The organism is Streptomyces sp. AF1A, from assembly GCF_047340315.1.
GTDB lineage: Bacteria > Actinomycetota > Actinomycetes > Streptomycetales > Streptomycetaceae > Streptomyces.
The window spans coordinates 1-26,857 of sequence record NZ_JBLEBI010000009.1 but is presented as its reverse complement, the minus strand read 5'-3'; the positions used below and the strand labels follow the sequence as shown (position 1 = coordinate 26,857).

25 protein-coding genes are annotated in these 26,857 nt (G+C 72.0%); 13 read left to right on the top strand and 12 right to left on the bottom strand.

Annotation, left to right across the window (positions count from 1 at the left end; translation table 11 throughout):
* Nucleotides 1–169 precede the first annotated feature (169 nt).
* Nucleotides 170–508, top strand: coding sequence for a transcriptional regulator WblA (wblA, locus tag ACLU3S_RS04865; protein ID WP_356151450.1), 339 nt, complete (start codon nt 170–172; stop codon nt 506–508).
* Between the two features lie 396 nt (nt 509–904).
* Here wblA and ACLU3S_RS04860 read toward each other — a convergent pair whose 3' ends face one another.
* Together ACLU3S_RS04860 and ACLU3S_RS04855 are read right to left on the bottom strand one after the other, a co-directional pair.
* Nucleotides 905–2,287: an ArsA family ATPase gene (locus tag ACLU3S_RS04860; protein WP_413950469.1), complete on the bottom strand. Its 1,383-nt coding sequence runs from the start codon at nt 2,285–2,287 to the stop codon at nt 905–907.
* Nucleotides 2,284–3,261, bottom strand: a complete 978-nt coding sequence (locus tag ACLU3S_RS04855; RefSeq protein ID WP_413950468.1) for an ArsA family ATPase — start codon at nt 3,259–3,261, stop codon at nt 2,284–2,286. The genes ACLU3S_RS04860 and ACLU3S_RS04855 overlap by 4 nt, the downstream gene beginning before the upstream one ends.
* 140 nt (nt 3,262–3,401) lie before the next feature.
* Here ACLU3S_RS04855 and ACLU3S_RS04850 point away from each other — a divergent pair, with 140 nt between their 5' ends.
* The 4 genes from ACLU3S_RS04850 to ACLU3S_RS04835 are packed head-to-tail and all read left to right on the top strand — an operon-like array spanning nt 3,402 to nt 5,793.
* Nucleotides 3,402–3,563, top strand: coding sequence for a DUF4177 domain-containing protein (locus tag ACLU3S_RS04850; RefSeq protein WP_003975360.1), 162 nt, complete (start codon nt 3,402–3,404; stop codon nt 3,561–3,563).
* Nucleotides 3,560–4,024 (top strand): RidA family protein, encoded by a 465-nt coding sequence (locus ACLU3S_RS04845; RefSeq protein ID WP_413950467.1) that lies wholly within the window; start codon nt 3,560–3,562, stop codon nt 4,022–4,024. The genes ACLU3S_RS04850 and ACLU3S_RS04845 overlap by 4 nt, the downstream gene beginning before the upstream one ends.
* A gap of 57 nt (nt 4,025–4,081) precedes the next feature.
* Nucleotides 4,082–4,966, top strand: coding sequence for an NUDIX hydrolase (locus ACLU3S_RS04840; RefSeq protein ID WP_413950466.1), 885 nt, complete (start codon nt 4,082–4,084; stop codon nt 4,964–4,966).
* Entirely contained in the window at nt 4,963–5,793 is an 831-nt protein-coding gene (locus ACLU3S_RS04835; protein WP_413950465.1) for an MBL fold metallo-hydrolase, read from the top strand. Before ACLU3S_RS04840 ends, ACLU3S_RS04835 begins: the two co-directional genes overlap by 4 nt.
* Here ACLU3S_RS04835 and ACLU3S_RS04830 read toward each other — a convergent pair.
* Together ACLU3S_RS04830 and ACLU3S_RS04825 are read right to left on the bottom strand one after the other, a co-directional pair.
* Nucleotides 5,790–6,605: a nucleotidyltransferase domain-containing protein gene (locus ACLU3S_RS04830; RefSeq protein WP_413950464.1), complete on the bottom strand. Its 816-nt coding sequence runs from the start codon at nt 6,603–6,605 to the stop codon at nt 5,790–5,792. The genes ACLU3S_RS04835 and ACLU3S_RS04830 overlap by 4 nt on opposite strands.
* Nucleotides 6,606–6,766: 161 nt before the next feature.
* Nucleotides 6,767–7,441 (bottom strand): Crp/Fnr family transcriptional regulator, encoded by a 675-nt coding sequence (locus tag ACLU3S_RS04825; RefSeq protein ID WP_014674022.1) that lies wholly within the window; start codon nt 7,439–7,441, stop codon nt 6,767–6,769.
* A 274-nt stretch (nt 7,442–7,715) separates the two neighbouring features.
* Here ACLU3S_RS04825 and nth point away from each other — a divergent pair, with 274 nt between their 5' ends.
* The 3 genes from nth to ACLU3S_RS04810 all read left to right on the top strand — a co-directional run bounded on the left by nth (nt 7,716) and on the right by ACLU3S_RS04810 (nt 10,816).
* Complete coding sequence (nth, locus tag ACLU3S_RS04820; protein WP_413950463.1) at nt 7,716–8,750, top strand: endonuclease III; 1,035 nt, start codon at nt 7,716–7,718, stop codon at nt 8,748–8,750.
* A 52-nt stretch (nt 8,751–8,802) separates the two neighbouring features.
* Nucleotides 8,803–9,498 (top strand): NUDIX hydrolase, encoded by a 696-nt coding sequence (locus tag ACLU3S_RS04815; protein WP_413950462.1) that lies wholly within the window; start codon nt 8,803–8,805, stop codon nt 9,496–9,498.
* 118 nt (nt 9,499–9,616) lie between these two features.
* Nucleotides 9,617–10,816, top strand: coding sequence for a MarP family serine protease (locus ACLU3S_RS04810; RefSeq protein ID WP_413950461.1), 1,200 nt, complete (start codon nt 9,617–9,619; stop codon nt 10,814–10,816).
* A 17-nt stretch (nt 10,817–10,833) separates the two neighbouring features.
* Here the strand turns inward: ACLU3S_RS04810 and ACLU3S_RS04805 are convergent, their stop codons facing one another.
* From ACLU3S_RS04805 to ACLU3S_RS04780, 6 genes are all read right to left on the bottom strand, one after another.
* Entirely contained in the window at nt 10,834–11,013 is a 180-nt protein-coding gene (locus ACLU3S_RS04805) for a hypothetical protein (RefSeq protein ID WP_129307738.1), read from the bottom strand.
* A 139-nt stretch (nt 11,014–11,152) separates the two neighbouring features.
* A complete protein-coding gene (locus tag ACLU3S_RS04800) occupies nt 11,153–12,088 on the bottom strand; it encodes an alpha/beta fold hydrolase (RefSeq protein WP_413950460.1) in 936 nt (311 codons plus the stop codon).
* Complete coding sequence (locus ACLU3S_RS04795; protein ID WP_413950459.1) at nt 12,085–12,573, bottom strand: phage holin family protein; 489 nt, start codon at nt 12,571–12,573, stop codon at nt 12,085–12,087. Before ACLU3S_RS04795 ends, ACLU3S_RS04800 begins: the two co-directional genes overlap by 4 nt.
* A 109-nt stretch (nt 12,574–12,682) precedes the next feature.
* Nucleotides 12,683–14,125 (bottom strand): Na+/H+ antiporter NhaA, encoded by a 1,443-nt coding sequence (gene nhaA, locus ACLU3S_RS04790; RefSeq protein WP_413950458.1) that lies wholly within the window; start codon nt 14,123–14,125, stop codon nt 12,683–12,685.
* 202 nt (nt 14,126–14,327) lie between these two features.
* Nucleotides 14,328–16,283, bottom strand: a complete 1,956-nt coding sequence (gene acs, locus ACLU3S_RS04785) for an acetate--CoA ligase (RefSeq protein WP_413950457.1) — start codon at nt 16,281–16,283, stop codon at nt 14,328–14,330.
* Between the two features lie 147 nt (nt 16,284–16,430).
* The gene (locus ACLU3S_RS04780) at nt 16,431–18,734 is read right to left on the bottom strand and encodes a SulP family inorganic anion transporter (protein ID WP_413950456.1); all 2,304 of its coding nucleotides are present in this window, start codon (nt 18,732–18,734) and stop codon (nt 16,431–16,433) included.
* Between the two features lie 271 nt (nt 18,735–19,005).
* Here ACLU3S_RS04780 and ACLU3S_RS04775 point away from each other — a divergent pair, with 271 nt between their 5' ends.
* Nucleotides 19,006–20,271 (top strand): hypothetical protein, encoded by a 1,266-nt coding sequence (locus ACLU3S_RS04775; protein ID WP_413950455.1) that lies wholly within the window; start codon nt 19,006–19,008, stop codon nt 20,269–20,271.
* 3 nt (nt 20,272–20,274) lie between these two features.
* Here ACLU3S_RS04775 and ACLU3S_RS04770 read toward each other — a convergent pair whose 3' ends face one another.
* Nucleotides 20,275–21,255, bottom strand: coding sequence for an ATP-binding protein (locus tag ACLU3S_RS04770; protein ID WP_413950454.1), 981 nt, complete (start codon nt 21,253–21,255; stop codon nt 20,275–20,277).
* Nucleotides 21,256–21,356: 101 nt separating this feature from the next.
* Here ACLU3S_RS04770 and ACLU3S_RS04765 point away from each other — a divergent pair, with 101 nt between their 5' ends.
* The gene (locus ACLU3S_RS04765; protein WP_413950453.1) at nt 21,357–22,181 is read left to right on the top strand and encodes an oxidoreductase; all 825 of its coding nucleotides are present in this window, start codon (nt 21,357–21,359) and stop codon (nt 22,179–22,181) included.
* 337 nt (nt 22,182–22,518) lie between these two features.
* Here the strand turns inward: ACLU3S_RS04765 and ACLU3S_RS04760 are convergent, their stop codons facing one another.
* Nucleotides 22,519–23,349 carry an HAD family hydrolase gene (locus ACLU3S_RS04760; RefSeq protein WP_413950452.1) on the bottom strand — a complete coding sequence of 277 codons (831 nt, stop codon included), beginning with the start codon at nt 23,347–23,349 and terminating at the stop codon, nt 22,519–22,521.
* Between the two features lie 594 nt (nt 23,350–23,943).
* Here ACLU3S_RS04760 and ssd point away from each other — a divergent pair.
* The 3 genes from ssd to ACLU3S_RS04745 all read left to right on the top strand — a co-directional run.
* On the top strand, nt 23,944–25,041 hold the full coding sequence (gene ssd, locus ACLU3S_RS04755; protein WP_413950451.1) for a septum site-determining protein Ssd: 1,098 nt from the start codon (nt 23,944–23,946) through the stop codon (nt 25,039–25,041).
* Nucleotides 25,038–26,243, top strand: a complete 1,206-nt coding sequence (locus tag ACLU3S_RS04750) for a TadA family conjugal transfer-associated ATPase (protein WP_413950450.1) — start codon at nt 25,038–25,040, stop codon at nt 26,241–26,243. The genes ssd and ACLU3S_RS04750 overlap by 4 nt, the downstream gene beginning before the upstream one ends.
* A 20-nt stretch (nt 26,244–26,263) precedes the next feature.
* On the top strand, nt 26,264–26,857 hold a 594-nt coding region (locus tag ACLU3S_RS04745; RefSeq protein ID WP_413950524.1), incomplete at its 3' end, for a type II secretion system F family protein.

Here is a 26,857-nt window from a genome sequence, read left to right as displayed (position 1 = left end):
ACTCCCGCGGGTGATCTGCCGCTTACCCATAGTCCGTTCGGGCCATTCAAGATTGGGCCCGAAGGGGGTGTTGCGCTGTCCCCGCCTTCCGTAACGTCCTCAACTGGCGGCGGTGAATATGCCGCTGCCGCCGTGGGGGAGCCTCGATTCGGGAGAGGACGGCGCCGGTATGGGCTGGGTAACCGACTGGAGTGCGCAGGCTGCCTGCCGCACTACCGATCCGGATGAACTGTTCGTTCAGGGAGCAGCGCAGAACAGGGCCAAGGCAGTGTGCACCGGATGCCCGGTACGCACCGAGTGCCTGGCGGACGCGTTGGACAACCGCGTCGAGTTCGGTGTGTGGGGAGGCATGACGGAGCGGGAGCGCCGCGCACTGCTGCGCCGGCGGCCCACGGTGACCTCCTGGCGCCGGCTGCTGGAAACCGCCCGCTCGGAGTACGAGCGGGGCGTCGGGATCGTGCCCCTCGACAACGACGAGGTGTACGAGAACTACGCGGCGGTGAGCTGAGGGCACCCCCTTCGACACGGCACAGTCCTCGGAACCGTCCGGCCGGGCGTGAGCCGCGCGAAGCGACGGCCGGACACGCTGCCGGTACGACGGCTTCGCGGGCGCCGGCCACGACGGCTCAGCGCCCGCTGGTACGACGGCTTCATGCGCGCCAGTTACGACAGCTCGGTGCACGCTGCCGGTACGACGGATTCGTGGACGCCGGCCACGACGGCTCCGTGCGCGCTGGTACGACAGCTCCGTGCGCGGCAGCCACGACAGCTCGGTGCGCGCTGGTACGACGGATTCGTGCACGGCGCTGGTACGACCGCTCCATGCGTGCCGGCCATGACCACCCTGTGCCGTCTGGCGCGACGACTTCGTCCACGCGTGTGACGACGGCTCGGCGCGCCTCCGCTACGACGCCTCCGTGCGCCCCGCGGGGCCGGCCGCGAGTCGGTCTCCGATGTCGCGCAGGCCCGCGAGGTCGTGCACGTCGCCGGGCAGTGCGGGCACGTCGACCACCGCCACCTCGGGATGGCGGGCGGTGAAGCGGTCACGCGTGCGCTGCTCGCGCGCCAGCAGGTGCATGCGTTCCGCGTGCAGTCTCAACAGGCCCGCGGTGAGCCGGTCGACGGAGCCTTCCTCGTCGGCGGGGGAGCCTTCCTCGGAAGCGGCGGAACCGGTTGCGGCCTCGGATGCGGGAGATTGTGAACTGCCGTACGTGTCGGGAGAGTTACGAAGTCCAGCTTTCCCGTCCCCCTGATCCACAATGCGGCGGTCCTCAAGATTTTCCGCGGCGGCGAGCGCCCGCTCGGCCGACAGCCGGCCGGCATCGCTGCCGTGGACCCGGTTGAGCACCAGGCCCACCAGCGGCATGTCCTCCGCGGCCAGCCGCTCCACGAAGTACGCCGCCTCCCGCAGCGCGTCCCGCTCCGGCGCCGCCACCACCAGGAACGCCGTACCGGGCGCCTGGAGCAGCTTGTACGTGGCGTCCGCGCGCGTCCGGAATCCGCCGAAGGTGGTGTCCATCGCGGCCACGAACGTCTGGACGTCCTTCAGCAGCTGACCGCCCAGCAGCTTGCCCAGTGTGCCGGTCATCATCGACATGCCGACGTTGAGGAAGGCCATCCCCGCGCGGCCGCCCAGTTTGGCGGGGGCCGTCAGCAGCCGGATGAGCCGGCCGTCCAGGAAGGAGCCGAGCCGCTTGGGCGCGTCCAGGAAGTCCAGTGCGGAGCGGGACGGCGGGGTGTCGACCACGATCAGGTCCCACTCGTCCCTGGCGCGCAGCTGGCCCAGCTTCTCCATCGCCATGTACTCCTGCGTGCCCGCGAAGCCCGCCGAGAGCGACTGGTAGAAGGGGTTCGCCAGGATCGCGGCCGCCCGCTCGGGGTCCGCGTGCGCCTCCACGACCTCGTCGAAGGTGCGCTTCATGTCGAGCATCATGGCGTGCAGTTCGCCGTCGCCCTCGGTGCCCTTCACGCGGCGCGGCACGTTGTCGAGGGAGTCGATGCCCATCGACTGGGCCAGCCGCCTGGCCGGGTCGATGGTGAGGACGACCACCTTGCGGCCCCGCTCGGCCGCCCGCAGGCCCAGGGCCGCCGCGGTCGTCGTCTTGCCGACCCCGCCCGAGCCGCAGCACACCACGATGCGGGTCTTCGGGTCGTCCAGCAGCCGGTCGACGTCGAGCACGCGGGCGGGGGAGAGGCGGCGCGCCCTCTCCCACCCCTCGGCGCCGTCCCGCTCGCCGTCCTCCCACCCGTCGGGTGTCTCCTGTGCCTCGGCCGGGTCCGGACTCATGACAACCCCTGCTTCCGCAGCTCGGTGGCGAGTTCGTACAGGCCCGCCAGGTCCATGCCCTCGGCGAGCAGCGGCAGTTCGTGCAGCGGCAGGCCCAGCTCGCCGAGGACCGCGCGCTGCTCCTGCTCCAGCGCGAACCTCTCGGCGTACTCCGAGGCCTGCTCCAGCAGCGGGGCCACCAGCCTCTCGGCGTTGCCGCCGCGCCGCGCCCCGCCCAGGCCGGCGGCCGACAGGGCCTGCGCAACCGAGGAACGCTCCACGGTCCGTACGAGTTCCAGATCGGCCGCGTCCAACACCTCGGGGCGGACCATGTTCACGATGACCCGGCCCACCGGCAGCCGCGCCGCCCGCAGTTCCGCGATGCCGTCGGCGGTCTCCTGGACGGGCATCTCCTCCAGGAGCGTCACCAGGTGCACCGCCGTTTCCGGCGACTTCAGCACGCGCATCACGGCCTGGGCCTGATTGTGTATGGGGCCGATCTTCGCCAGGCCCGCCACCTCGTCGTTGACGTTCAGGAAGCGGGTGATGCGGCCGGTCGGCGGGGCGTCCATGACGACGTAGTCGTACGTGAAGCGGCCGCTGCGGTCCTTGCGGCGCACCGCCTCGCACGCCTTGCCGGTGAGGAGGACGTCCCGGATGCCGGGCGCGATGGTGGTGGCGAAGTCGATGGCGCCGAGCTTCTTCAGCGCTCTGCCCGCACCGCCCAGTTTGTAGAACATCTGGAGGTAGTCCAGAAGGGCCAGTTCGGGGTCTATGGCGAGGGCGTACACCTCCCCGCCTCCCGGGGCGACCGCGATCTTGCGCTCCTCGTACGGCAACGCTTCCGTTTCGAAGAGTTGTGCGATGCCCTGCCGGCCCTCGACCTCCACGAGAAGCGTCCGCTTCCCCTCGGTCGCGAGGGCCAGCGCGAGGGCGGCGGCGACCGTCGTCTTGCCGGTCCCGCCCTTGCCGCTGACGACCTGGAGCCTGCTCACGTATTCGAGACTAACCAGTCCCGCCGACGGGCACGCGCGAGGCTGTGGACAACGGGGGGCGTAGTCGGTCACACCTGAGCACACAGCCTGTGGACAACGGCGCCACCGGACCCGCCGGTCACAGCGGCTACAGTCGCCCCATGACCAAGTGGGAATATGCAACCGTGCCACTGCTCGTCCACGCCACGAAGCAGATTCTGGACACCTGGGGCGAGGACGGCTGGGAGCTCGTCCAGGTCGTGCCCGGGCCGAACAACCCCGAGCAGCTCGTGGCCTACCTGAAGCGGGAGAAGCAGGCGTGAGCGCGGTCGAGGCCAAGCTGGCCGAACTGGGACTGACCCTGCCGGAGGTCGTGCCGCCGCTGGCCGCGTACCAGCCGGCCGTGCAGTCCGGGGTGTATGTCTACACCGCGGGCCAGCTGCCCATGGTCGAGGGCAAGCTGCCGGTCACCGGCAAGGTGGGCGCCGAGGTCACGCCGGAGGAGGCCAAGGACCTGGCCCGCACCTGCGCGCTGAACGCGCTGGCCGCCGTGAAATCCGTCGCGGGCGACCTGGACCGCATCGCGCGCGTGGTGAAGGTCGTCGGGTTCGTCGCCTCGGCGGCCGACTTCACCGGCCAGCCCGGCGTCGTCAACGGCGCCAGCGAGCTGCTCGGCGAGGTCCTCGGCGACAAGGGCGTGCACGCCCGCAGCGCGGTCGGCGTCGCGGTGCTGCCGCTGGACGCGCCGGTGGAGGTCGAGATCCAGGTGGAACTCGCCCAGTAGCCCCGCTGACCTCGGGCACCTCTCGAACATTCGCCCTACACGGGATAGCCTCCGGCCATGGCGAACGGTCAGTGGTACCCCCCGGAGTGGCCGGACCGCATCCGCGCGCTCGCGGACGGCACCCTCACCCCGGTGTCACCCAAGCGCGCGGCCACGGTGCTCCTGCTGAAGGACACCGCGGCCGGACCGGCCGTCCACATGCTGCGCAGACGCGCCTCCATGGCCTTCGCCGGAGGCGCGTACGCCTATCCCGGAGGCGGGGTCGACCCGCGCGACGACGACCGGCAGATCCGCTGGACGGGCCCCACGCGCGCGTGGTGGGCCGAGCGGCTCGGCGTCGACGAGACCGGCGCCCAGGCCATCGTCTGCGCGGCGGTGCGCGAGACCTACGAGGAGGCGGGCGTCCTGCTCGCCGGGCCCGGCCCGGACACGGTCGTCGGTGACACCACCGGCGAGGACTGGGAGGCGGACCGCGCCGCCCTGGTCGCGCGCGAGCTGTCCTTCGCCGAGTTCCTGCAGCGGCGCGGCCTGGTGTTGCGCTCGGACCTGCTGGGCGCCTGGACCCGATGGATCACCCCGGAGTTCGAGGCCCGCCGCTACGACACCTGGTTCTTCGTGGCCGCCCTGCCCGCAGGACAGCGCACCCGGAACGCCTCCACCGAGGCCGACCGCACGGTGTGGATCCGGCCCGCGGAGGCCGCCGCCGGGTACGACCGGGGCGAGCTGCTGATGATGCCGCCCACCATCGCCACCCTGCGCCAGCTGGCCCCGTACGGCACCGCCGCCCAGGCCCTGGCGGCCGCCCCCGCGCGCGACATGACACCGGTGCAGGCGCGGGCCCGCCTGGTCGACGGTGAGATCGAGCTGTCGTGGCCCGGGCACGAGGAGTTCACGAAGCACGTCCCGACGGCTCCGACGACCAGCGGTGGAGGCCCCGCATGACCGACGCAAGCGCGCTGCCCGGCCAGCCCAGGGGCGCGGTCGTCTCGGGCCCCGCCACCGAACGGGCCGTCAACGTCCTCGCGCCCAACGCCTCCGCGATGACCCTGGACGGCACCAACACCTGGCTCGTCGCCGAACCCGACTCCGACCTGGCGGTGGTGATCGACCCCGGGCCGCTGGACCCCGGCCATCTGCGGACCGTCGTGGACACCGCCGAGAAGGCCGGCAAGCGGATAGCCCTGACCCTGCTCACCCACGGCCACCCCGACCACGCCGAGGGCGCCGCCCGCTTCGCCGAGCTGACCGGCACGCGTGTGCGTGCCCTCGATCCGGCGCTCCGCCTCGGCGACGAGGGCCTGGCCGCCGGGGACGTGGTCACGGTCGGGGGTCTGGAGCTGAGGGTCGTGGCGACGCCCGGGCACACCGCGGACTCGCTGTGCTTCCATCTCCCGGCCGACCGCGCGGTGCTCACCGGCGACACCATCCTCGGGCGCGGCACGACCGTCGTGGCGCACCCCGACGGACGTCTGGGCGACTATCTGGACTCCCTGCGCCGCCTGCGGTCCCTGACGGTGGACGACGGCGTGCACACCGTCCTGCCGGGTCACGGGCCGGTCCTGGAGGACGCCCAGGGCGCCGTGGAGTTCTATCTCGCGCACCGCGCCCACCGGCTCGCCCAGGTGGAGACGGCGGTGGAGAACGGCTACCGCACCCCGGCCGAGGTCGTCGCCCACGTGTACGCCGACGTGGACCGCTCGCTGTGGCCGGCGGCGGAACTGTCCGTGCGGGCCCAGATGGACTACCTGAGCGAGCACGGGCTGATCTAGTCCTCCGGCCGGGGCGCCTTGGCGCCGTGCACGCGCGCGTACTCGCCGGCGAGCCAGGGCCCGAGGTCGTCCACATACGTGCGCAGGACGTCCGGGTCGCCGGCGGGCTCCTGGCCGTACTCCGCCGCCGTGCGCATCTGTGCCGCCCGAGTGGGGTAGTAGGCGCCGAACACCTCCGCCATCTCGCGCAGGTCGCTGGTCCAGCCGTGCCAGCGGGGCATGACGAGGGTGAAGCCGGTGCGGACGAGGTGCCGTGACATGAAGCGCACCAGCCGCCGCCGGGCCTCGGCGTCCGGCGCGCTCTCGATCCGCTCCCGCCAGCGCGGCAGGTGCCGGGCCAGGTCGCCGTTGGTCTCGCGGGCGAGCCGGGAGTCGGGGCGGTAGCGGGGCAGGCACCCGGCGAGGTCGTCGCCGAGCAACGGGGTGCACAGACAGGCGACGAACCATCCCATGTCGTACCGCTCGAGGTCGCTCAGCAGCCGGGCACGGCTGTACAGCAGCGTGCCCACCCCGTCGATCTGCGGGAACTCCTTGTCCAGGGCCTCGCCCAGGGCCCGTACGGCTTCCCGGTCGGCGTCGGCCGGCTCCTCCCGGAGGGCCACCAGGAGGTCCAGGTCGCTGCGGCCCACGCGCGCGGTGCCGCGCGGGATCGACCCGAAGAGGTAGGCGCTGTGCAGCCGCGCCCCGACGGCGTGCGGCAGCCGGTCACGGGCCGCGGTGACGACCGGGCCGAAGGCGTCGGGCACGCGCGCGAGGGAGCCTTCGCGCTCCATGAAACCCAGGTCGTCGAGGCCGTGCGGGGCGGGAGGCATGCGTTCACTGTGCCCTGAGGGAACCGGCGGCGTAACCGATTTTCGCCGCCGGGCGGTGTGGGGGTTCGCGGCGTCAGCGCGAGCGCCGGCCGGTGTGGGGGTCCGGGCCTCGCGGCGTCAGCGCGAGCGCCGGGCCGAGCGGGGCACCCGCCCCCGTGGCGTCAGCGCGAGCGCTTGGCCAGCCGCTCCACGTCCAGCAGGATCACGGCCCGCGCCTCAAGGCGCAGCCAGCCGCGCTGGGCGAAGTCCGCCAGGGCCTTGTTCACCGTCTCGCGGGAGGCGCCGACCAGCTGGGCCAGTTCCTCCTGGGTGAGGTCGTGGACGACGTGGATGCCCTCCTCGGACTGCACGCCGAAGCGGCGGGAGAGATCCAGCAGGGCGCGCGCCACGCGGCCGGGGACGTCGGAGAAGACCAGGTCGGACATGGCGTCGTTGGTCTTGCGCAAACGGCGGGCGACGGCGCGCAGCAGGGCGCCGGCCACCTCGGGGCGGGCGTTCAGCCAGGGCTGGAGGTCGCCGTGGCCGAGACCGAGCAGCTTGACCTCGGTCAGCGCGGTGGCGGTGGCCGTGCGCGGGCCCGGGTCGAACAGCGACAGCTCGCCGATCAGCTCGCCGGGGCCGACGACGGCGAGCATGTTCTCGCGGCCGTCGGGGGAGGTGCGATGCAGTTTGACCTTGCCCTCGGTGACGACGTACAGCCGGTCACCGGGGTCGCCCTCGTGGAACAGGGAGTCGCCGCGTGCGAGAGTCACCTCGCTCATGGAGGCGCGAAGCTCCGCGGCCTGCTCGTCGTCGAGAGCCGCGAAGAGCGGGTTGCGCCGCAGAACGTCGTCCACGAGTTCTCTCCTTGTCGACCTGCTCAGGGGATCTTGGTCCCCGTGTGCCAGGGGACCGTGTTCCCCATTTTGCCGGACGGTCCAAACAGTGTGATCTGTCACAAGGATGCCGCACAGGTGTCCAGGGGTAAGCGTCAGGGGTCCAATCGGGGGCCGATCTTCCGGGTCCGAGGCGGATGTCGGTGCGTGGCTTTAGGCTGGCCGGGTGTCCAAATCGCCGGTGAGAGCACAGGCAAAGGGGGCTGCGCGGGTGGTTGCACGTCGCGATTCCGCTGTGGGCGAACAAGAGCCCGACGGTGGTGGGAAAACCGGAAAAGCGGCTGAAAATGCCGCGGCCGGTCCTGCCGGGAAGGCCGCGCGGGCGAAGAAGGCCGCCCCGGCCAAGAAGGCGGCCGCTGCGAAGAAGGCGGCCCTGGCCGGAAAGGTCGCTTCGGCCAAAAAGGTCGCCCCGGCCAAGAAGGTCGTCGCCACCGGGAAGGCCGTTGCCGTGAAGAAGGCCGCGCCCGTCAGGAAGGTGGCCGTCAGACCCCCGGCGCGGGAGTCCCGCACCGCCCTGGTCCGCCGCGCCCGCCGGATCAACCGGGAACTGGCCGAGGTGTACCCGTACGCCCACCCCGAGCTGGACTTCGAGAACCCCTTCCAGCTGCTGGTCGCCACGGTGCTCTCGGCCCAGACCACCGACCTGCGCGTCAACCAGACCACCCCCACCCTCTTCGCCCGGTACCCCACTCCGGAGGACCTGGCCGCCGCCGTCCCGGAGGAGGTCGAGGAGATCCTGCGCCCCTGCGGCTTCTTCCGGGCCAAGACCAGGTCGGTCATGGGGCTGTCCAAGGCGCTCGCCGAGGACTACGGCGGCGAGGTCCCCGCGAAGCTGGAGGACCTGGTCGAGCTGCCTGGCGTCGGCCGTAAGACCGCCTTCGTCGTGCTCGGCAACGCCTTCGGCCGGCCCGGCATCACCGTGGACACGCACTTCCAGCGGCTGGTGCGGCGCTGGCAGTGGACCGAGGAGACCGACCCGGACAAGATCGAGGCGGCCGTCGGCGCGCTGTTCCCGAAGAGCGAGTGGACCGACCTGTCCCACCACGTGGTCTGGCACGGCCGCCGCATCTGCCACGCCCGCAAGCCCGCCTGCGGCGCCTGCCCGATCGCCCCGCTCTGTCCGGCCTACGGCGAGGGCGAGACCGACCCGGAGAAGGCGAAGAAGCTCCTGAAGTACGAGAAGGGCGGCTTCCCCGGCCAGCGCCTGAAGCCCCCGCAGGCCTACCTGGACGCGGGCGGCAAGCCGGCGCCGCCGCTGGGGGCCGCGTGACGGAACGATCTCGGTGCCCTCGGGCGTTGGACAGGCAGAACGGGGGGTGGCGATGACGAGGGCCAGTGAGACGCAGGGTGGTCCGGTGACACTCAGCAGGGACGGGCTGCCGGACTGGCTGGACCCGGTGGTGCGCGCGGTGGAGACCATCCAGCCGCTGCAGCTCAGCCGCTTCCTGCCGCCGGAGAACGGCTCGGGCCGGCAGTCGGCCGTCCTGATCCTGTTCGGCGAGGGCGAGCGCGGCCCCGAGCTGCTGCTCATCGAGCGCGCCGGCTCCCTGCGCTCGCACGCCGGCCAGCCGTCCTTCCCGGGCGGCGCGCTCGACCCCGAGGACGGCGACCCGCACGGCGACGGGCCGCTGTGGGCCGCGCTGCGCGAGGCGGAGGAGGAGACCGGCCTCGACCCGTCCGGGGTGCAGCTCTTCGGCGTCCTGCCCCGGCTGTACATCCCGGTCAGCGGCTTCGTCGTCACCCCCGTGCTCGGCTGGTGGCGCGAGCCCAGCCCGGTCGGGGTCGTCGATCCGAATGAAACGGCGCGCGTGTTCACGGTCCCCGTGGCCGATCTCACGGACCCCGCCAACCGCGCCACCACCGTCCACCCCAGCGGGCACCGAGGCCCGGCATTCCTGGTCGAATCGGCTCTGGTGTGGGGTTTCACGGCCGGTGTGATCGACCGCCTGCTGCACTACGCGGGCTGGGAGCGCCCCTGGGAACGGGAGAAGCAGGTCCCGCTCGACTGGCGCTCATGACAGGGTGATCCCCGTGCTGTGTTCTTCCGGGGGACACTGTGCCCCGTTGGCCGCTGCGCGGGGGGCCGGACCCCGGCCGAGCTGTGGGGACCGGAGTGAGTAGGCGAGGCCTGAAGCAGTGAACGTGCTGGACATCCTGTTGCTGGTCGCGGCCGTGTGGTTCGCTGTCGTGGGCTACCGCCAGGGCTTCGTCGTCGGCATCCTGTCGGTGATCGGGTTCCTGGGCGGCGGCCTCGCCGCCGTGTACACGCTGCCCGTCATCTGGGACGCCGTGACCGGCAACGCGAACGTGGGCACCACCGCCGCCGTCGTGGCCGTGGTCGTGGTCATCGTGTGCGCCTCCGTCGGCCAGGCCCTGACCACCCACCTCGGCAACAAGCTCCGCCGGTACATCACCTGGTCGCCGGCCCGCGCCCTGGACGCCACCGGCGGCGCCCTGGTCAACGTCGTCGCGATGCTCCTGGTCGCCTGGCTGATCGGGTCCGCCCTCGCCGGCACCACCCTGCCCACGCTCGGCAAGGAGGTCCGCGGCTCCAAGGTGCTCCTGGGGGTCTCCCGGGCGCTGCCCGCGCAGGCCGACTCCTGGTTCGCGGACTTCTCCTCCATCCTCGCGCAGAACGGCTTCCCGCAGGTCTTCAGTCCCTTCGCCGACGAGCCGATCAAGGACGTCCAGCCGCCCGACCCGGCCCTGGCGGGCAGCTCGGTCGCCACCCGCGCCCAGCGCTCCATCGTCAAGGTCACCGGCACCGCCCACAGCTGCGGCAAGGTCCTGGAGGGTACCGGCTTCGTCTTCGCCGACCGCCGCGTGATGACCAACGCGCACGTCGTGGGCGGTGTCGACGCGCCGACCGTGCAGATAGGAGGCCAGGGCCGCAAGTACGACGCGAAGGTCGTCCTGTACGACTGGAAGCGCGACATCGCCGTCCTCGACGTACCGGACCTGAAGGCGAGCCCCCTGAAGTTCTCCACCCGGGACGCGGCCGGCGGCGACGGCGCGATCGTCGCGGGCTTCCCGGAGAACGGCTCGTACGACGTGCGCGCCGCGCGCGTGCGCGGGCGCATCTCGGCGAACGGCCCGGACATCTACCACCGGGGCACCGTCCGCCGTGACGTCTACTCGCTGTACGCGATCGTCCGCCAGGGCAACTCCGGCGGCCCGCTGCTCACGCCCGACGGCCGGGTCTACGGCGTGGTGTTCGCCAAGTCCCTCGACGACGCCCAGACCGGCTACGCCCTGACGGCGGACGAGATCAGGCCCGACATCGGTCAGGGTCGTACGGCGAACGAGCAGGTGGGTACGGACAACTGCGCGCTGTGATCGGCCGGCGGACGCCGTCAGCCGCGCGGGTGACGCAGGCGCATCGAGACCCAGCGGGCCCGGCGGCGCAGAATGCGCGGGATCCCCACCCTGAGGTCCGCTTCCGCGAGCTGCGGGGTGCCTCGCTGAGGCGTGCTCAGACCGGCGGCAGAGCGGCGGTTGCGGGGTGCGTCACTGTAGTCGTGCGTCCAGCCCATACCCGGACGTGTGCCCCCGCCCCAAGGTCGATAACCGCCTGAGCGACGGCCAATTGGCCTATGCGGAAGGCATGTGGCCGTTCGGGGGACAAGTGTTCAGGAACCGGATACTCCACGCATCGGGCCCGTCACCATGCGGTCACCGGTCGGGCTCGGGATCCTTCAGCCAGTTGACCAGCTCCGCGGAGAAGGCCACCGGGTCCTCCTCGTGCGGGAAGTGACCCAGACCGTCGAACAGCCGCCAGCGGTACGGCGCTTCGACGTACTCGCCGGAACCGGCCGCGCTGCGGGTGCGCGTCACGGGGTCGAGCGAGCCGTGCAGATGCAGCGTGGGCACGCGCACCGGCCGCTTCATCCGGCGGTAGAACTGCACGCCGTCCGGGCGCGCCAGGGAGCGCACCAGCCAGCGGTACGGCTCGATGGCGCAGTGCGCGGTGGACGGGATGCACATGGCGCGCCGGTACGTCGCCAGGGTCTCGTCCTCCGGCGGCTGCGGTCCGGACCACTCCCGGATCAGACGCCCCACCAGTTCCCCGCCCTGGGCGGTGAGTTGACGCTCCGGGATCCAGGGCCGCTGGAATCCCCAGATGTAGGAGCTCGCGGCCGTCTGCCGGGCGTCGCGCAGCATCGCCGCGCGCCAGCGCCTCGGGTGCGGCATCGACACCACGGCGAGGCGCCGGACGAGCTTGGGGCGCATCGCCGCCGCGGTCCACGCCAGATAGCCGCCGAGGTCGTGGCCGACCAGTGCGGCGTCCGGCTCGCCGAGCGAGCGGATGACGCCGGTGACGTCCAGGGCCAGATTGGCGGGGTCGTAGCCGCGGGGCGTGCGGTCGCTGCCGCCCACGCCCCGCAGGTCCATGGCCACCGCCCGGTAGCCGGCGTCCGCGAGGGCCACCAGCTGGTGCCGCCACGTCCACCAGAACTGCGGGAAGCCGTGCAGCAGCAGCACCAGGGGGCCGTCGCCGAGTTCGGCGATGTGGAAGCGGGCGCCGTTCGCGGCGACGTCCCGGTGGATCGGCTTCTGCCCGTGCGGCAGGTCGATCCGTACGACCGAGGGAGCGGCGGGGTCCGTCATGACGACGAGCGTGCCACAGCCTCGATGGCCGCGGGGGTGCGGTCCTCGGACAGCTGAGGGCGCGGGTGGGGCTTGGCGTTCTGCAGGACGCCGGCCGTCTCCTTCATGGACGCGGCCACCTTCTGCGGGCCCCGGCTCTTCTTGGCCTTCTTCGCGAACACCATGCCGACCAGCGCGAGGCCGCCGGCGACGAGCACGTTGGCCGCGAAGGACAGCAGGAAGCAGACCGCCAGGTTCCAGCCGCTCCAGGTCCGGATGCCGTAGGCGAGGGCGAAGTTGAGCATCGGCAGCGAGAACACCAGGACCCCGCCCGCCATCGAGAACGCGCCGCCGCTCGTCGCGCCGCGCTTCACGTCCTGCTTGAGCTGCGCCTTGGCCAGCGCGATCTCGTCGTGCACCAGCGCCGACAATTCGGTCGTCGCCGAGGCGAACAGCTGGCCGATGCTGCGTTCGGCGCCGACCGGGCTGCCGTCGGGTGCGCTCATCGCGTTCTCCCTTACGAGGTTTTACGAGGTGTCTCGTGCCGCAAGTGTGCCGTCATGCTGCGGCCGTCCTGCTCGTCGCGGCCGCCTTGTTTTGTACCGTCTCGTCAGATCATGCCGGACGGTCGTCCTCATCGCCTGCCCCGCCCGGCACTTCCTGAAGCCCGTCGCCCGCCGCGGCCGTCCGCTCGGCGGCGATGCGCCGGTGTTCGGCGGCCTTGCGCTCGTGGATCTCCGCCATGCGCAGGTGGTACGCCGGGTCGTCCTGTTCGTAGACGTCCGGGACTCCGTCGAGGTCCTCGTCGCGTTCCTCCTCCTCGCACAGGCGGCGGTACTTCGCGTTGCGTATCTTCAGCAGCACCGTGGCACACGTCGCCGCGATCAGCGATCCGGTGAGGACGGCCGCCTTCACCTCGTCGCTGAGGACGGGGTCGCGGGCGAAGGCCAGCTCGCTGATGAGCAGCGACACCGTGAAGCCGATGCCGGCCAGCGACGCCACCGCGAAGACGTCGGCCCAGGCGAGGTCCTCGCCGAGGGAGGCGCGGGTGAAGCGTGTGGTCAGCCAGGCGCCGCCGAAGATCCCGATCGCTTTGCCGACGACCAGGCCGAGGACGACGCCGAGCGTCTCCGGCTTGGTGAACACGGCCCCGAGCGCTCCCGGGGAGATCGACACCCCCGCGCTGAACAGCGCGAACAGCGGCACCGCGAGCCCGGCCGACAGGGGCCGCACCAGGTGTTCGATGCGCTCGCCCGGCGAGTGCTCCTCCCCCTCGCGCCTGGTGCAGCGCAGCATCAGGCCCATCGCCACCCCGGCGATGGTGGCGTGCACGCCGCTGTTGTACATCAGCGCCCAGATCACCAGTGCCAGCGGCACGTACACGTACCAGCCGCGCACGCCCTTGCGCAGCAGCAGCCAGAAGACCGCCAGTGCGGCCGCCGCCCCGCCGAGCGCGGCGAAGTTCAGCCGGTCGGTGAAGAAGATCGCGATGATGAGGATCGCGAAGAGGTCGTCGACGACCGCGAGGGTGAGCAGGAAGGCGCGCAGGGCGCTGGGCAGCGCGGTGCCGATCACGGCGAGGACGGCGAGCGCGAAGGCGATGTCGGTGGCGGTGGGCACGGCCCAGCCGCGCAGGGAGCCGCCGTCCGTGAGGTTGGTGAGCGTGTACACGACCGCGGGTACGGCCATGCCGCACAGCGCCGCCACCACGGGCACGGCGGCCGCACTCGGGTCGCGCAGGTCCCCGGCGACCAGCTCGCGCTTGAGCTCGATGCCGGCGACGAAGAAGAACACCGCGAGGAGCCCGTCGGCGGCCCAGTGCGCGACGGAGAGGTGCAGGCCGAGGGCGGCGGGGCCGAAGTGGACGTGGGCGACGGTCTCGTAGCCGTGCCCAAGGACGGGGACGTTCGCCCAGAGCAGGGCCGCGACCGTGGCGAGGAGCAGCAGGACGCCGCCGACGGTCTCCGTGCGCAGCGCGGCCGCGACGAAGGTCCGCTCGGGCAGGGACAGGCGCGCCAGGGCCTTGCTGGCGGTGTGCCGGGTGGGGGGTGCGGCCACGGCGGGGACCTCCGGTGACTGGGCAGGGCGGCATGCATGCCGACCAGACTTCCCGGCGCACCCATGGAGCGTGTCGCGTCCTCGACGCTTTGCTTAGTTTACCTAATGTGGGGTGGGCCGGTCCCGGTGATCTTCACGGTAGACGCAAAAGGGGCACCCGGCGCGTTTACGGCCGGGTGCCCCAGGTGGTGCCGGGCCCTGCTCAGTCCTCGCTCGGCGCGGCCGGCAGCTTGGCCTGGATCAGGTCCATGACGGTCGAGTCGGTCAGCGTGGTGACGTCACCGAGCTGGCGGTTCTCGGCCACGTCGCGCAGCAGCCGGCGCATGATCTTGCCGGAGCGGGTCTTGGGCAGCTCGGCCACGGGCAGGATCCGCTTGGGCTTGGCGATCGGGCCGAGTGTGGCGCCCACGTGGTCGCGCAGCTCGGGGACGAGCGCCTCGGTCTCCGCCGCCGTACCGCGCAGGATGACGAACGCGACGATCGCCTGGCCCGTGGTCTCGTCGGTGGCACCGACGACGGCCGCCTCGGCGACCGACGGGTGCGAGACGAGCGCCGACTCCACCTCGGTGGTGGAGATGTTGTGCCCGGACACGAGCATCACGTCGTCCACCCGGCCGAGCAGCCAGATGTCGCCGTCGTCGTCCTTCTTCGCCCCGTCACCGGCGAAGTACTTGCCCTCGAACCGGGACCAGTAGGTGTCGACGAACCGCTGGTCGTCGCCCCAGATGGTGCGCAGCATCGAAGGCCACGGCTCGGTCAGCACCAGGTAGCCACCGCCGCCGTTGGGCACCTCGTTCCCCTCGTCGTCCACGACGGTCGCGCTGATGCCGGGCAGCGGGGTCTGCGCGGAACCGGGCTTCGCGGAGGTGACGCCGGGCAGCGGCGAGATCATCATCGCGCCGGTCTCGGTCTGCCACCAGGTGTCCACGACGGGAGTCCTGTCGGCGCCGATGTTCTTCCGGTACCAGATCCACGCCTCGGGGTTGATCGGCTCGCCGACGGAGCCGAGGACGCGCAGGCTGCTCAGGTCGAACTTGGCGGGGATGTCGTCGCCCCACTTCATGAACGTCCGGATCGCGGTCGGCGCGGTGTAGAGGATCGTGACCTTGTACTTCTGCACGATCTCCCAGAACCGGCCCTGGTGCGGGGTGTCCGGCGTGCCCTCGTACATGACCTGCGTCGCGCCGTTGGCCAGCGGACCATACACGATGTACGAGTGGCCGGTGACCCAGCCGACGTCGGCCGTGCACCAGTACACGTCCGTCTCCGGCTTGAGGTCGAAGACCGACCAGTGGGTGTACGCGCACTGGGTGAGGTAGCCGCCGGAGGTGTGCAGGATGCCCTTGGGCTTACCCGTCGTACCGGAGGTGTAGAGGATGAACAGCGGGTGCTCGGCCTCGAACGCCTCCGGGGTGTGCTCGGCGGACTGGCGCCCGACCAGGTCGTGCCACCACACGTCCCGCTCGTCGTGCCAGGCCACGTCCTGCCCGGTGCGGCGCACCACGAGTACGTGCTCGACGTTGTCGACCTTGCCGATCGCCTCGTCCACGGCCGGCTTCAGCGCGGACGGCTTGCCCCGCCGGTAGCCGCCGTCGGCGGTGATGACGACCTTGGCGTCCGCATCCTGGATGCGGGTCGCGAGCGCGTCCGCGGAGAAGCCGCCGAAGACGACCGAGTGCGCGGCGCCGATCCGCGCCGAGGCAAGCATCGCGATCGCGGTCTCCGGGATCATCGGCATGTAGATCGCGACCCGGTCGCCCTTGCGGACACCGAGCTCCAGGAGGGCGTTGGCGGCCCGGGAGACCTCGTCCTTCAGCTCCGCGTAGGTGATCGCGCGGCCGTCGCCGGGCTCCCCCTCGAAGTGGATGGCGACGCGGTCCCCGTGCCCGGCCTCCACATGCCGGTCCACGCAGTTGTACGCCACGTTCAGCGCGCCGTCCTTGAACCACTTGGCGAACGGCGGATTCGACCAGTCCAGCGTCTCGGTGGGCTCCTTGGCCCAGGTCAGTCGGCGGGCCTGCTCGGCCCAGAAGCCGAGCCTGTCAGCCTTGGCCTGTTCGTACGCCTCCGCCTTGACGTTGGCGTGCGCGGCCAGGTCGGCGGGGGGCGCGAACCTGCGTTCTTCCTTGAGCAGGTTGGCCAGGCTCTCGTTGCTCACGACATCTCCCTTTCGAAGGGTGTCCGATGTGTCCCAGGCCACAGCTCATCAGACGCGGGGGGCCGATGACAAGGGTCGACGGCAAAATTGGTTTAGACCTGTCCCGTGTCAGTGTGCCTCGGGCGTGCCGACGGGGTGTCCTGTCCCTCATACCGGAGTGTGCACCTCATCCCCTCCCGTCACCTTCTCGAACACCGCGCCCTCTCCCGCCCCGTCGAGCAGATACGCCTGCGCCTCGCCGACGTGGAAGTACATCCCGTGCAGCTCCAGCTCGCCCCTGGCCAGCGCCCGCGCGACCGGGGCGTGGGCCCGCAGGTGCTCCAACTGCTGGACCACGTTGGCCAGGCACAGCCGCTCGACCGCGTCCGCGGGCGCCCGCCGGTCGAACCGGGGACCGGCGTCGCGGTCGCCGGTCGTCCGGGCCAGGCTCGGCAGCCCGTGCCGCAGCCACCGCCGCAGCGGCGTGCCGGCGCCGCCCGGCTCGGCGGTCAGCAGCGCCTGCATCGCGCCGCACCCGGAGTGCCCGCACACCGTGATCGAGCGCACCCCGAGGACGTCCACCGCGTACTCGACGGCGGCCGCCACCGAGTCGTCGCCGTGCTCCTCGCCCGGCAGCGGCACCAGGTTGCCGATGTTGCGGACGACGAACAGATCGCCCGGACCGCTGGCGGTGATCATCGACGTGACGAGCCGGGAGTCGGCGCAGGTGAGGAAGAGCTGTGCGGGCCGCTGGCCCTCCCGGGCGAGCCGCGCCAGCTCCCCCCGCACCAGCGGCGCGGTGTTGCGCTGGAACGAGCCGATGCCACGGGCCAGTTCCCGGCCGGCCGGGGCGCCGGAGGCCGCGACGAAGCACGAGCGGTGGTCGCGCCAGGGCGTCCAGGGGCGGCACCGGCACTCCGTCGAGGAGGTGATCGGCCCGGCGGTCCGGATTCCGCCGCGCCGGCCGCGCAGCTCGGCCGTACCGCCCCGGGCGGCGTGGGCGCTGCGCCAGTCCTGCAGTGACTCGTACGCCGCGTGGTCCATGAACGACCCGTCCAACTCCACCACGGCGTGGGCGCCCTGGGGTACGAGATGCAGGGCTCTGCTGAGCCGGGGCACCGCGAGGAACGTCAGCTGGCCTCGGATGCGCAGGTGATGGACTCCCTCCCTCATTTCGTGGGTGATGCGGGTGTGGGCGAGGCGGTTGAGGGCGAGGGCGACCGCCACGGCGACTCCGAGGAGCACGCCCTGCAGGACGCCGAGGAGCGCCACGCCGAGTGCGGTCGCGGCGTAGACCGCCACTTCTCGGTGGCGCGTCACCGAGCGGATGTGGTGCAGGGACACCATCTGGATACCGACGGCCATCACCAGAGCGGCGAGGGAGGCGAGCGGGATCTCCTCCAGCACCGGGACCGTCAGCAGCGCGGCGACTACTACGAGAACGCCGTGCAGCATCGTGGAGTTCCGGCTGACGGCACCTGATTTCACGTTCGCGGTACTGCGCACCGCGACGCCCGCGACCGGCAGCCCGCCGAGTGCCCCGGAGACGACATTGGCGGCGCCCTGGCCCAGGAGCTCCCGGTCGAGGTGGGAGCGGCCGACGCGGGACTGCGGTCCGGGGCGGGCGGCGACCAGCTTGTCCACGGCCACCGCACCGAGCAGCGACTGCACGCTGCACACCAGGGTGGTGGTGAGCACGGCGGCCGCGATGCCGAGCGCCGGCCCCTGGGGCAGTCCGGCCAGGGCGTGACTGCGCCAGGACGGCAGGTCGACCCGCGGCAGGGAGAGGCCGGTCAGGGAGGCGGTCGCGGTCGCCCCGGCGACGGCGACGAGGGCGGCCGGCACCCTGCGGAGCAACCGGCCGGCCCGGCCCGGAAGGCGCGGCCAGGCCAGCAGCAGCGCCAGGGTCAGCGTGCTCATGGAGACGGCAGCCGGGTGCAGGTGGGCCAACTGGGCCGGCAGCGCCCGCAGGTTGGCGAGGACGGAGCTGTCCGGGCTGCCGCCGAGGACGATGTGCAGCTGGGCGACGGCGATGGTGACGCCGATCCCGGCGAGCATGCCGTGCACCACCGCCGGGCTGACCGCGAGCGCGCCGCGCGCCACCCGCAGGCAGCCGAGGCCGAGTTGGACGAGACCGGCGAGGACGGTGATGCCGCAGGTCGTCCGCCAGCCGTAGCGCTGGATCAAGTCGGCGGTGACCACGGTGAGTCCCGCGGCGGGGCCGCTCACCTGCAGCGGGCAGCCGCCGAGCCGGCCCGCGACCAGTCCGCCCACGGCCGCGGCGACGAGTCCGGCGCGCAGCGGGGCGCCGGTGGCGAGGGCGATGCCCAGCGAGAGTGGCAGGGCGATCAGGAACACGGCGATGGACGCGGACAGGTCGGCGCCTTCCACCGGGAAGGCGCGCCGGCGTCCGGGGGCGGACCGGTGCGGCGATCGGGGGTGGTCGGCGTGTGGGGGTGCGCAGGCTGGCATGGTCCCGTCTCCTCCGGGGCGGTGCGGCGGCGGGATGGAGTAATGCCCCGTAAAAGGAAGGTAATGCCACGTAAAGGGCATGCATAGCTTTTCGTGGCAAATGGCCCATCAGATCCCTCTCACGAAGGAACTAATCATTTGATCGGCTTGTCGTACTAATTCCTTCTCGACCCCGTGCGATCTTGTCGAGGCTGCCGGTGCAAACCCGGCACGACACCGCAAAGAGTCCTCGTCAGCGTTCGTCTGAGAGAAGGAAGAAGGTGGGCGGAACATGGCCGCCACCCAGAGGATCGCCGTCGGCACCATGATCGCCGCGGCATGCGCTGCATCGCTCGCCGGTTGCGGGACCGGCTCCCACGGTTCCAAGGAAGGGGCGTCCGGCCCGCGGAAGGGGGCGCCGGCCCCCCAAAGCGTGCTCCGGCTCATCGGTGACGGATCCACCTCGTACACCGGCGCGCAGCCCCATCTGCCCAGACCCGAGCGGCTGAAGCCCGGTCAGAAGCCCCCGCAGTTCGTCGTCTTCTCCTGGGACGGCGCCGGCGAGGACAGCCAGAAGCTGTTCTCGCACTTCCGCAAGGTCGCCAAGGAGAACCACGCCAACATGACGTTCTTCCTCAGCGGCGTCTATCTGCTCCCCGAGGAGAAGCGCGACCTGTACAAGCCGCCGCAGCACTCGCCGGGCAGCTCCGACATCGGCTTCAACGACCAGCAGGGCATCGCCGACACCGTCAAGCAGGCGCGGTTGGCCTGGCTGGAGGGCAACGAGATCGGCACCCACTTCAACGGCCACTTCTGCGGGCCCGACGGCGGGGTCGGCACCTGGTCGGTGGACGAGTGGAAGAGCGAGATCCGCCAGGCCAAGCAGTTCGTGAAGTCCTGGAAGACCAACACCGGCATGAAGAACGCGGCCCCGCTGCCGTTCGACTACGACAAGGAGCTGATCGGCGCCCGCACCCCCTGCCTGGAAGGGCAGAAGAACTTCATGAAGGCGGCCCGCCAGTTGGGCTTCCGCTACGACTCCAGCGGTGTGAACAACCAGGTCTGGCCCAAGAAGAAGGAGGGCCTGTGGGACCTGTCGATGCAGCTGGTGCCCTTCCCGGGCCACAGCTATGAACAACTGACCATGGACTACAACTTCATGGTCAACCAGTCCGGCACCCGGACCCAGGGCGACCCCGACAAGTTCGACACCTGGGGCGACCAGATGCGTGACGGCCTCATCAAGGGCTTCTACCGGGCCTATGACGGCAACCGCGCGCCACTGATCATCGGCAACCACTTCGAGTCCTGGAACGGCGGCACCTACATGCGCGCCGTCGAGGACGTGGTGAAGGAGGTGTGCAACAAGCCCGACGTGCGCTGCGTCTCCTTCCACGAGCTGGTCGACTGGCTGGACGCCCAGGACCCGAAGACCCTGGAGAAGCTGCGCACCCTGGACGTGGGCGAGGCCCCCAAGCAGGGGTGGGCGTCCTTCCTCGCCGCACGTCCGGCCCCGGCGCCCAAGGGCGTACCCGGGGCGCCGGCGGTGAAGGGGTAGGAGTCAGACGGGAGTTGCCAGACTCTCGCCGAGCACGAAGGCGGGGTCGATCTGCGCCGCCAGGTCGGCCCCGGTGCGCTCGTTGCCCCACGCCTCGGCGTTCTTCAGGTGGAAGTGCACCATCTGCCGGGTGTAGCGCTCCCAGTCTCGGTGTTCGTACGTGGCGTCCACGGCGGCCCTGAGGGCCTGCAGGGCCCGGGCGTTGGCCTCCTCCAGGAGGTCGAACCGGGGCGGACGGCCTTTCTCCATGGCCCGCACCCAGTCCGAGCGCCCGACCGTGACCAGCAGGTCGTCGCCGACCTCCGCGCGCAGGAAGTCGATGTCGTCCTGCTCCTGGATCTTGTTGCCGACGACCTTCAGGGCGACGCCGAAGTCACGGGCGTACTCCTTGTACTGGCGATAGACGGAGACCCCCTTCCGGGTCGGCTCGGCGACGAGGAACGTCATGTCGAAGCGGGTGAACATGCCGGACGCGAAGGAGTCCGAACCCGCGGTCATGTCGACCACCACGTACTCGTCGGGGCCGTCGACGAGGTGGTTCAGGAACAGCTCCACCGCTCCCGTCTTGGAGTGGTAGCAGGCGACCCCCAGGTCGGCGTCCGTGAAGGGGCCGGTGACCATCAAACGGACGGCGCCGCCGTCGAGTTCCACGGGCCGCGCGCAGGCGTCGTACACCGGGTTGGGCTCGCGCACCCGGACCAGGCGCGAGCCCTCGCCCGGCGGGGTGGTCTTGATCATCGTGGCGGCGGAGGCGATGCGCGGGTTGGTTCCGCGCAGGTAGTCCTTGATCAGCGGCAGCCGTTCGCCCATCGCGGGCAGTGCGGCCGCCTCGGTCTCGCCGAGACCCAGTGCGGGGCCGAGGTGCTGGTTGATGTCCGCGTCGATCGCGACGACGGCGGCCCCGGCCGCCGCGAGATGGCGGATGAAGAGGGAGGAGAGGGTGGTCTTGCCGCTCCCGCCCTTCCCGACGAAAGCAATTTTCATGTTCACCAAGAGTAGTCGATCGATAGCTGTGCGTGGCATGGATCAGTGAAGAAGACCACTCCTTCGTGGGGTCTGACGGTCGGGTGCGTAATGTCGTACTCATGAGTACGACAGGCGCGACCGCCGATCCGCTCGCCGCCCTGGGCTCGCTGCCCGGTGTGGCGGAGTCCGTGGAGTCCGTGCGCAAGGCCGTGGACCGGGTCTACGGACACCGGATCATGCGGCGCCGCAGCAACGAGATCACCTCCGAGGCGGCCCTGCGCGGCGCCCGCGGCTCGGCGGCGCTCAGCGGCGCCGACTGGGCTCTGGAGGAGGTGCGGCGGCGCACCGACTTCGGCGCCGACGAAGACGCGCGCGTGGTGGGCGGTGCGCTGCGGTTGACGGCGGAGGCGGGGCAGCTGCTGTCCATCTGGCGCCAGTCGCCCCTCAGGGTGCTGGCCCGGCTCCATCTGGTGGCCGCCGCGAGCAAGGACGACCGGGTCGGCAGGCCGCGGCAGGGCGGCGAGGCGGTGGACGAGCCGCTGATCGAGCTGCCGCTGCCGGACGCCCGGGAGGTCTCGGGCCGCCTGGAGGGGCTGGCGGAACTGATCGTCGCGGGCACCTCGGCGCCGGCCCTGGTCACGGCCGCCGTGGTGCACGGCGAGCTGCTCGCGCTGCGTCCCTTCGCCTCGTACAACGGGCTGGTCGCACGCGCGGCCGAGCGGATCGTGCTGATCGGCAGCGGCCTGGACCCGAAGGCGGTCTGCCCGTCCGAGGTCGGCCACGCCGAACTGGGGCGCGCTTCCTATCTGGCGGCGCTGGAGGGGTACGTCTCCGGCACCCCCGAGGGCATGGCGGCCTGGATCGCCCAGTGCGGCAGGGCGGTGGAGCTGGGTGCGCGCGAGTCGACCGCGGTGTGCGAGGCGCTGCAGCGCGGCGCGGCCTGAGCGCACCTCCCCCTGACACGGGTTGCGGCGGTACGAGTGCTCGTACCGCCGCTGGCATGATCACCGGGTTACCAAGCGTCCTCGATATTCGCCCATCAGGTCGGGATGCTTTGCCCGTCACCTGGTGCGGCTGGCCCGTAATCGACGGGTCGACGTCGCGTGGGTGCCCGGTGTTCATGCGAGGTCCGCAGGGCCAAGTGCGTAGTAGTAGGGGATCCTCTCGGATGTCCTTTGGTCTCGCGGGCCTGATTTCTTTGTACCGCGGGCCAGGAGCAAGCGGAAGCCCTGCCCGCACTTCTTTACTTTCAGGTTCAAACAGGGGTGAAACGGACACAGGTCAGTCGGTGCCCCGGCGCCGGCTGGCGTACCAGACGAGGCCGGCGGTCGCGGCCGCCGCTCCAATGGCCGCCGCCGCGACCAACGCGGGGCGCGGCGGCACCGAGAGCGTGGGCAGCCGCTTCTTCAGCGGTACGGGGCGGCGGAACTCCAGCACCGGCCAGCCGCGCGCGACCGCCTCGCGGCGCAGCGCGCGGTCCGGGTTCACGGCGTGCGGATGGCCGACCGCCTGGAGCATCGGGAGGTCGGTCGCCGAGTCGCTGTAGGCGTAGCAGTGCTCGAGGTCGTAGCCCTCGGAGGCGGCCAGATCGCGGATCGCCTCGGCCTTGGTGGGGCCGTACGCGTAGTACTCCACCTCCCCGGTGAAGCAGCCGTCCTCGCCGACGACCATGCGGGTGGCCACCACTCGGTCCGCGCCCAGGAGCTCGCCGACCGGCTCGACCACCTCGGCGCCCGAGGTGGACACGATCACCACGTCCCGTCCGGCCGTGTGGTGCTCCTCGATGAGGGAGGCGGCCTCGTCGTAGATGATCGGGTCGATCAGGTCGTGCAGGGTCTCGGCGACGATCTCCCGCACCTGCTGCACGTTCCAGCCCCGGCACAGCGTCGACAGGTACTCGCGCATGCGCTCCATCTGGACGTGGTCGAGTCCGCCGACCAGGAAGACGAACTGGGCGTATGCGGTACGCAACGCGGCCCTGCGGTTGATCAGCCCGCCTTGGTAGAAGGACTTGCTGAAGGTGAGCGTGCTCGACTTCGCAATGACCGTCTTGTCCAGGTCGAAGAAGGCCGCTGCGCGGGGCAAGGAGTGGTTTTCCACGTCCCTGAGCATAGGCGCCCACCATTCGGCGTAAGCTGGGGCGCGTGGGTTTGCCTGAGAGGGCTCTCGGGTACACCATGGAAGTCACGGATCGTTCGCGACCGTGCTAACCCGGTCCGGCTCCTCCCCCCCCCGAGTCGGCCGTGGGGACGACCCCCGCTCTCCCCCCCGGCGGGGGTCGTCGCATGTCCGGACGGGTTTTTCCGCTTTCATCCCTTCTTTACGCGACTGTGCGGTCCGCGCTGTGATGCCGCGGGCCGCCGCTCGGCGTGCCCGCGATTCGTGACGCACCGTAATTGCGGGACTGCTCTGTGGAAGTCGTACACGGATCAGTACATGGGTCACCGGTATGGGTGACGGGGATATTCACAGGCTCGAAGTTGTCCACCGTTTTCGACCAAGATCCACACGATTTCGGGGGATCGCTGCACCGTGATTCCAGCGCGCTCCCGCCACGGCGAGTTCATCGCCGGTTCCGATTGCGGGGACGCGTATGGCCGGTTCCTATCGGCCGCTCATATGGGGGCCGCTTGCCGGTTCTTCACATGTCCGGGATTCGCGTGGCCGCAGGGGCTGCGCGGACCACGCAGCGAAGGGGGAACACACGTGTCCGGAACCGTCACCCACGACCCGCGGCCCGCCGCCGGAGGGCGGCCGCTCATCGTCACCGAGGACACGGAGCTGCTGGACGACCTGCTGCGCCTGTGCGCGGCCGCCGGTGCCACACCCGAGGTGCGCCCCGGCCCACCGGACATCGGTGACGGCTGGGAAGCGGCCCCGCTCGTCCTGGTCGGGGACGACGCCGTCCGCCGGGTGCGCGGGGCCACGCGCCGGCGCGGAGTGGTGCTGGTCGGCCGCGACCAGGACGACTCGGGGGTGTGGAAACGAGCCGTCGAGATCGGCGCCGACCACGTCCTGATGCTCCCGGACGGCGAGCAGTGGCTGGTCGACCGGATCGCCGACGTCGCCGAGGGGGTCGGCCGCCCCGCCCTCACCGTCGGCGTGATCGGCGGCCGGGGCGGGGCCGGCGCGTCCACGCTGTCCTGCGCGCTCGCCGTCACCTCCGCGCGCGAGGGACTGCGCACCCTGCTCGTGGACGCGGATCCGCTCGGCGGCGGACTCGACGTACTCCTCGGCGGCGAGAGCGCCGAGGGACTGCGCTGGCCCGCCTTCGCCGCCTCCCGGGGCCGGGTCGGCGGCGGCGCCCTGGAGGAGTCGCTGCCCGAACTGCACTCCCTGCGGGTGCTCAGCTGGGACCGCGGCGACTGCGTCGCCGTTCCGGCCCAGGCCGTGCGCGCGGTGCTCGCCGCCGCCCGGCGGCGCGGCGGCACGGTCGTGGTCGACCTCCCGCGCCGCCTCGACGACGGGGTCGGCGAGGCCCTTGCCCAGCTCGACCTCGCGGTGCTCGTCGTGCCGGCCGAGCTGCGGGCGGTCGCGGCCGCCGGGCGGGTCGCCTCCGCCGTCGGCATGGTCGTGCGCGACCTGCGGGTGGCGGTGCGCGGGCCGTACGCGCCCGGCCTCGACGACCGGGAGGTGGCCCGGCTGCTGGGCCTGCCGCTGGCCGGGGAGGTGCCCGTCGAACCCTCGCTGCTGCGCCCGCAGGGCGGCGGCAAACCACCCGGGGCGACCGGACGCGGGCCGCTCGCCCGCTTCTGCCTGAACTTCTGGGAGCGTGCGCTCGCCGAGGCGGGAGCCACCCGATGACGCTTCCCGGACTCGACCGGACCGACGGTGCGGCCCTGCTCGACGGCGTCCGCCGCTGGCTGGCCGAGAGCGGCGCCGAGCCCACCCCGGCGCGGGTGGCCCAGGCACTGCGCGAACAGGGCCGGGTGCTCGGCGACGCCGAAATCCTCGGCGCGGCCGAGCAGCTCAGGTCCGAACTCGTCGGCACAGGCCCCCTGGAACCGCTGCTCGCCGACCCCGACGTCACCGACGTCCTGGTGTCCGCCCCGGACCGGGTGTGGGTGGACCGTGGCGGCGGGCTGGAACTGACGCCGGTGACCTTTCCCGACGCGGCGGCGGTACGACGCCTGGCGCAGCGGCTGGCCGCGGTGGCCGGACGCCGGCTGGACGACGCCCGGCCCTGGGCGGACGCCCGACTGCCCGACGGCACCCGGCTGCACGCGGTCCTGCCCCCGGTGGCCGTCGGCTGCACCTGCCTGGCGCTGCGGGTGGTACGGCCCCGGGCCTTCACCCTCGGCGAACTCGTCGCGGCCGGCACGGTGCCGCCCGGCGGCGACCGGATCCTGAGGGCGCTGCTGGCGGCCCGGCTGTCCTTCCTCGTCAGCGGCGGCACCGGCAGCGGCAAGACGACTCTGCTCAGCGCGCTGCTGGGCCTGGTCGGACCGGGCGAGCGGATCGTGCTGGCCGAGGACTCGGCCGAGCTGAGACCGGACCATCCGCACGTCGTCCGGCTGGAGACCAGGCCCGCGAACCAGGAGGGCGCCGGCCTGGTCACCTTGGAGGACCTCGTGCGCCAGGCGCTGCGCATGCGGCCCGACCGGCTGGTCGTCGGCGAGGTGCGCGGACCCGAGGTGGTGCACCTGCTCGCAGCGCTCAACACCGGCCACGAAGGCGGTTCGTGCACTGTTCACGCCAACGCCGCCGGGGATGTGCCGGCCCGGTTGGAGGCGCTGGCCACGGCCGCTGGGCTGGACCGCGCTGCCCTGCACAGCCAACTGGCGGCCGCCCTCTCCGTGGTGATCCACCTCGAGCGGGGCCGGTCCGGGCGGCGTCGGATCGCCGAGGTGCATGTGCTCGAGCGGGACGCCACGGGACTGGTGCGGACCGTACCGGCCCTGCGCTGGGGCGAGCGGGCCTTCACGCGGGAGCGCGGCTGGGAGCGGCTGCGGGATCTGCTCGGTGCGGGTGAGTTCGGGGACGAGGGAGAGAGGGGACGCAAGTGACCGGTTACATGACCGGTGAAATGACCGGTGAGATGTCCATGGGGGCCGCGCTGATCTGTCTCGGGGCGCTCGCCTGGCTGCTGGGCGGACGGCACTACGGGGTACGCAGGGCGCGGCTGCTGTTCGCCGGCGGCGGGGCGGTGGCGACCGGGCCGCCGACCGCGGATCAGCTCCTGTCCGAGCTGAGGCGGCTGTGCGGCCGATGGGGAGCCGAATGGTGGGCGCTGGCGGCCGGGCTGGTGCTCGCGGTGCTGGGCGCCTCGGTGATCCCGGCCGTCGCGGGGGCGGCCGGAGTGCCCGTGCTGCGGCGGGTGCGGCTGGCCCAGCAGGCGAGGCGCACCCGGGAACGGCGGGCCGATGCGGTGATCGCCCTGTGCGGGGTCCTCGCCGGGGAGGTGCGCGCCGGACGGCAGCCCGGCGAGGCGCTGCTGCGGGCGGCACAGGACTCCGGCGGGCTCGGCGACGCGCAGGCGGCCGTGGTCGCCGCCGCCCGATTCGGCGGGGACGTGCCGGGCGCGCTCGCCGTGGCGGCACGGCAGCCGGGCGCCGAGGGCCTGCCCGGGCTGGCCGCCTGCTGGCGGGTGGCCGTCGACCAGGGCGCCGGACTCGCGGCC

Bases quoted from the DNA above. Each gene is read 5' to 3' on its own strand.
- ACLU3S_RS04750 (WP_413950450.1), top strand. From the start codon at position 25,038: ATGACGCTTCCCGGACTCGACCGGACCGACGGTGCGGCCCTGCTCGAC.
- ACLU3S_RS04775 (WP_413950455.1), top strand. From the start codon at position 19,006: ATGGCCGCCACCCAGAGGATCGCCGTCGGCACCATGATCGCCGCGGCA.
- ACLU3S_RS04850 (WP_003975360.1), top strand. From the start codon at position 3,402: ATGACCAAGTGGGAATATGCAACCGTGCCACTGCTCGTCCACGCCACG.
- ACLU3S_RS04805 (WP_129307738.1), bottom strand. From the start codon at position 11,013: ATGGGCTGGACGCACGACTACAGTGACGCACCCCGCAACCGCCGCTCT.
- ACLU3S_RS04840 (WP_413950466.1), top strand. From the start codon at position 4,082: ATGGCGAACGGTCAGTGGTACCCCCCGGAGTGGCCGGACCGCATCCGC.
- ACLU3S_RS04760 (WP_413950452.1), bottom strand. From the start codon at position 23,349: ATGCTCAGGGACGTGGAAAACCACTCCTTGCCCCGCGCAGCGGCCTTC.
- ACLU3S_RS04860 (WP_413950469.1), bottom strand. From the start codon at position 2,287: ATGAGTCCGGACCCGGCCGAGGCACAGGAGACACCCGACGGGTGGGAG.
- ACLU3S_RS04830 (WP_413950464.1), bottom strand. From the start codon at position 6,605: ATGCCTCCCGCCCCGCACGGCCTCGACGACCTGGGTTTCATGGAGCGC.
- ACLU3S_RS04800 (WP_413950460.1), bottom strand. From the start codon at position 12,088: ATGACGGACCCCGCCGCTCCCTCGGTCGTACGGATCGACCTGCCGCAC.
- wblA (WP_356151450.1), top strand. From the start codon at position 170: ATGGGCTGGGTAACCGACTGGAGTGCGCAGGCTGCCTGCCGCACTACC.
- ACLU3S_RS04770 (WP_413950454.1), bottom strand. From the start codon at position 21,255: ATGAAAATTGCTTTCGTCGGGAAGGGCGGGAGCGGCAAGACCACCCTC.
- ACLU3S_RS04765 (WP_413950453.1), top strand. From the start codon at position 21,357: ATGAGTACGACAGGCGCGACCGCCGATCCGCTCGCCGCCCTGGGCTCG.
- ACLU3S_RS04780 (WP_413950456.1), bottom strand. From the start codon at position 18,734: ATGCCAGCCTGCGCACCCCCACACGCCGACCACCCCCGATCGCCGCAC.
- ACLU3S_RS04815 (WP_413950462.1), top strand. From the start codon at position 8,803: ATGACGAGGGCCAGTGAGACGCAGGGTGGTCCGGTGACACTCAGCAGG.
- ACLU3S_RS04795 (WP_413950459.1), bottom strand. From the start codon at position 12,573: ATGAGCGCACCCGACGGCAGCCCGGTCGGCGCCGAACGCAGCATCGGC.
- ACLU3S_RS04835 (WP_413950465.1), top strand. From the start codon at position 4,963: ATGACCGACGCAAGCGCGCTGCCCGGCCAGCCCAGGGGCGCGGTCGTC.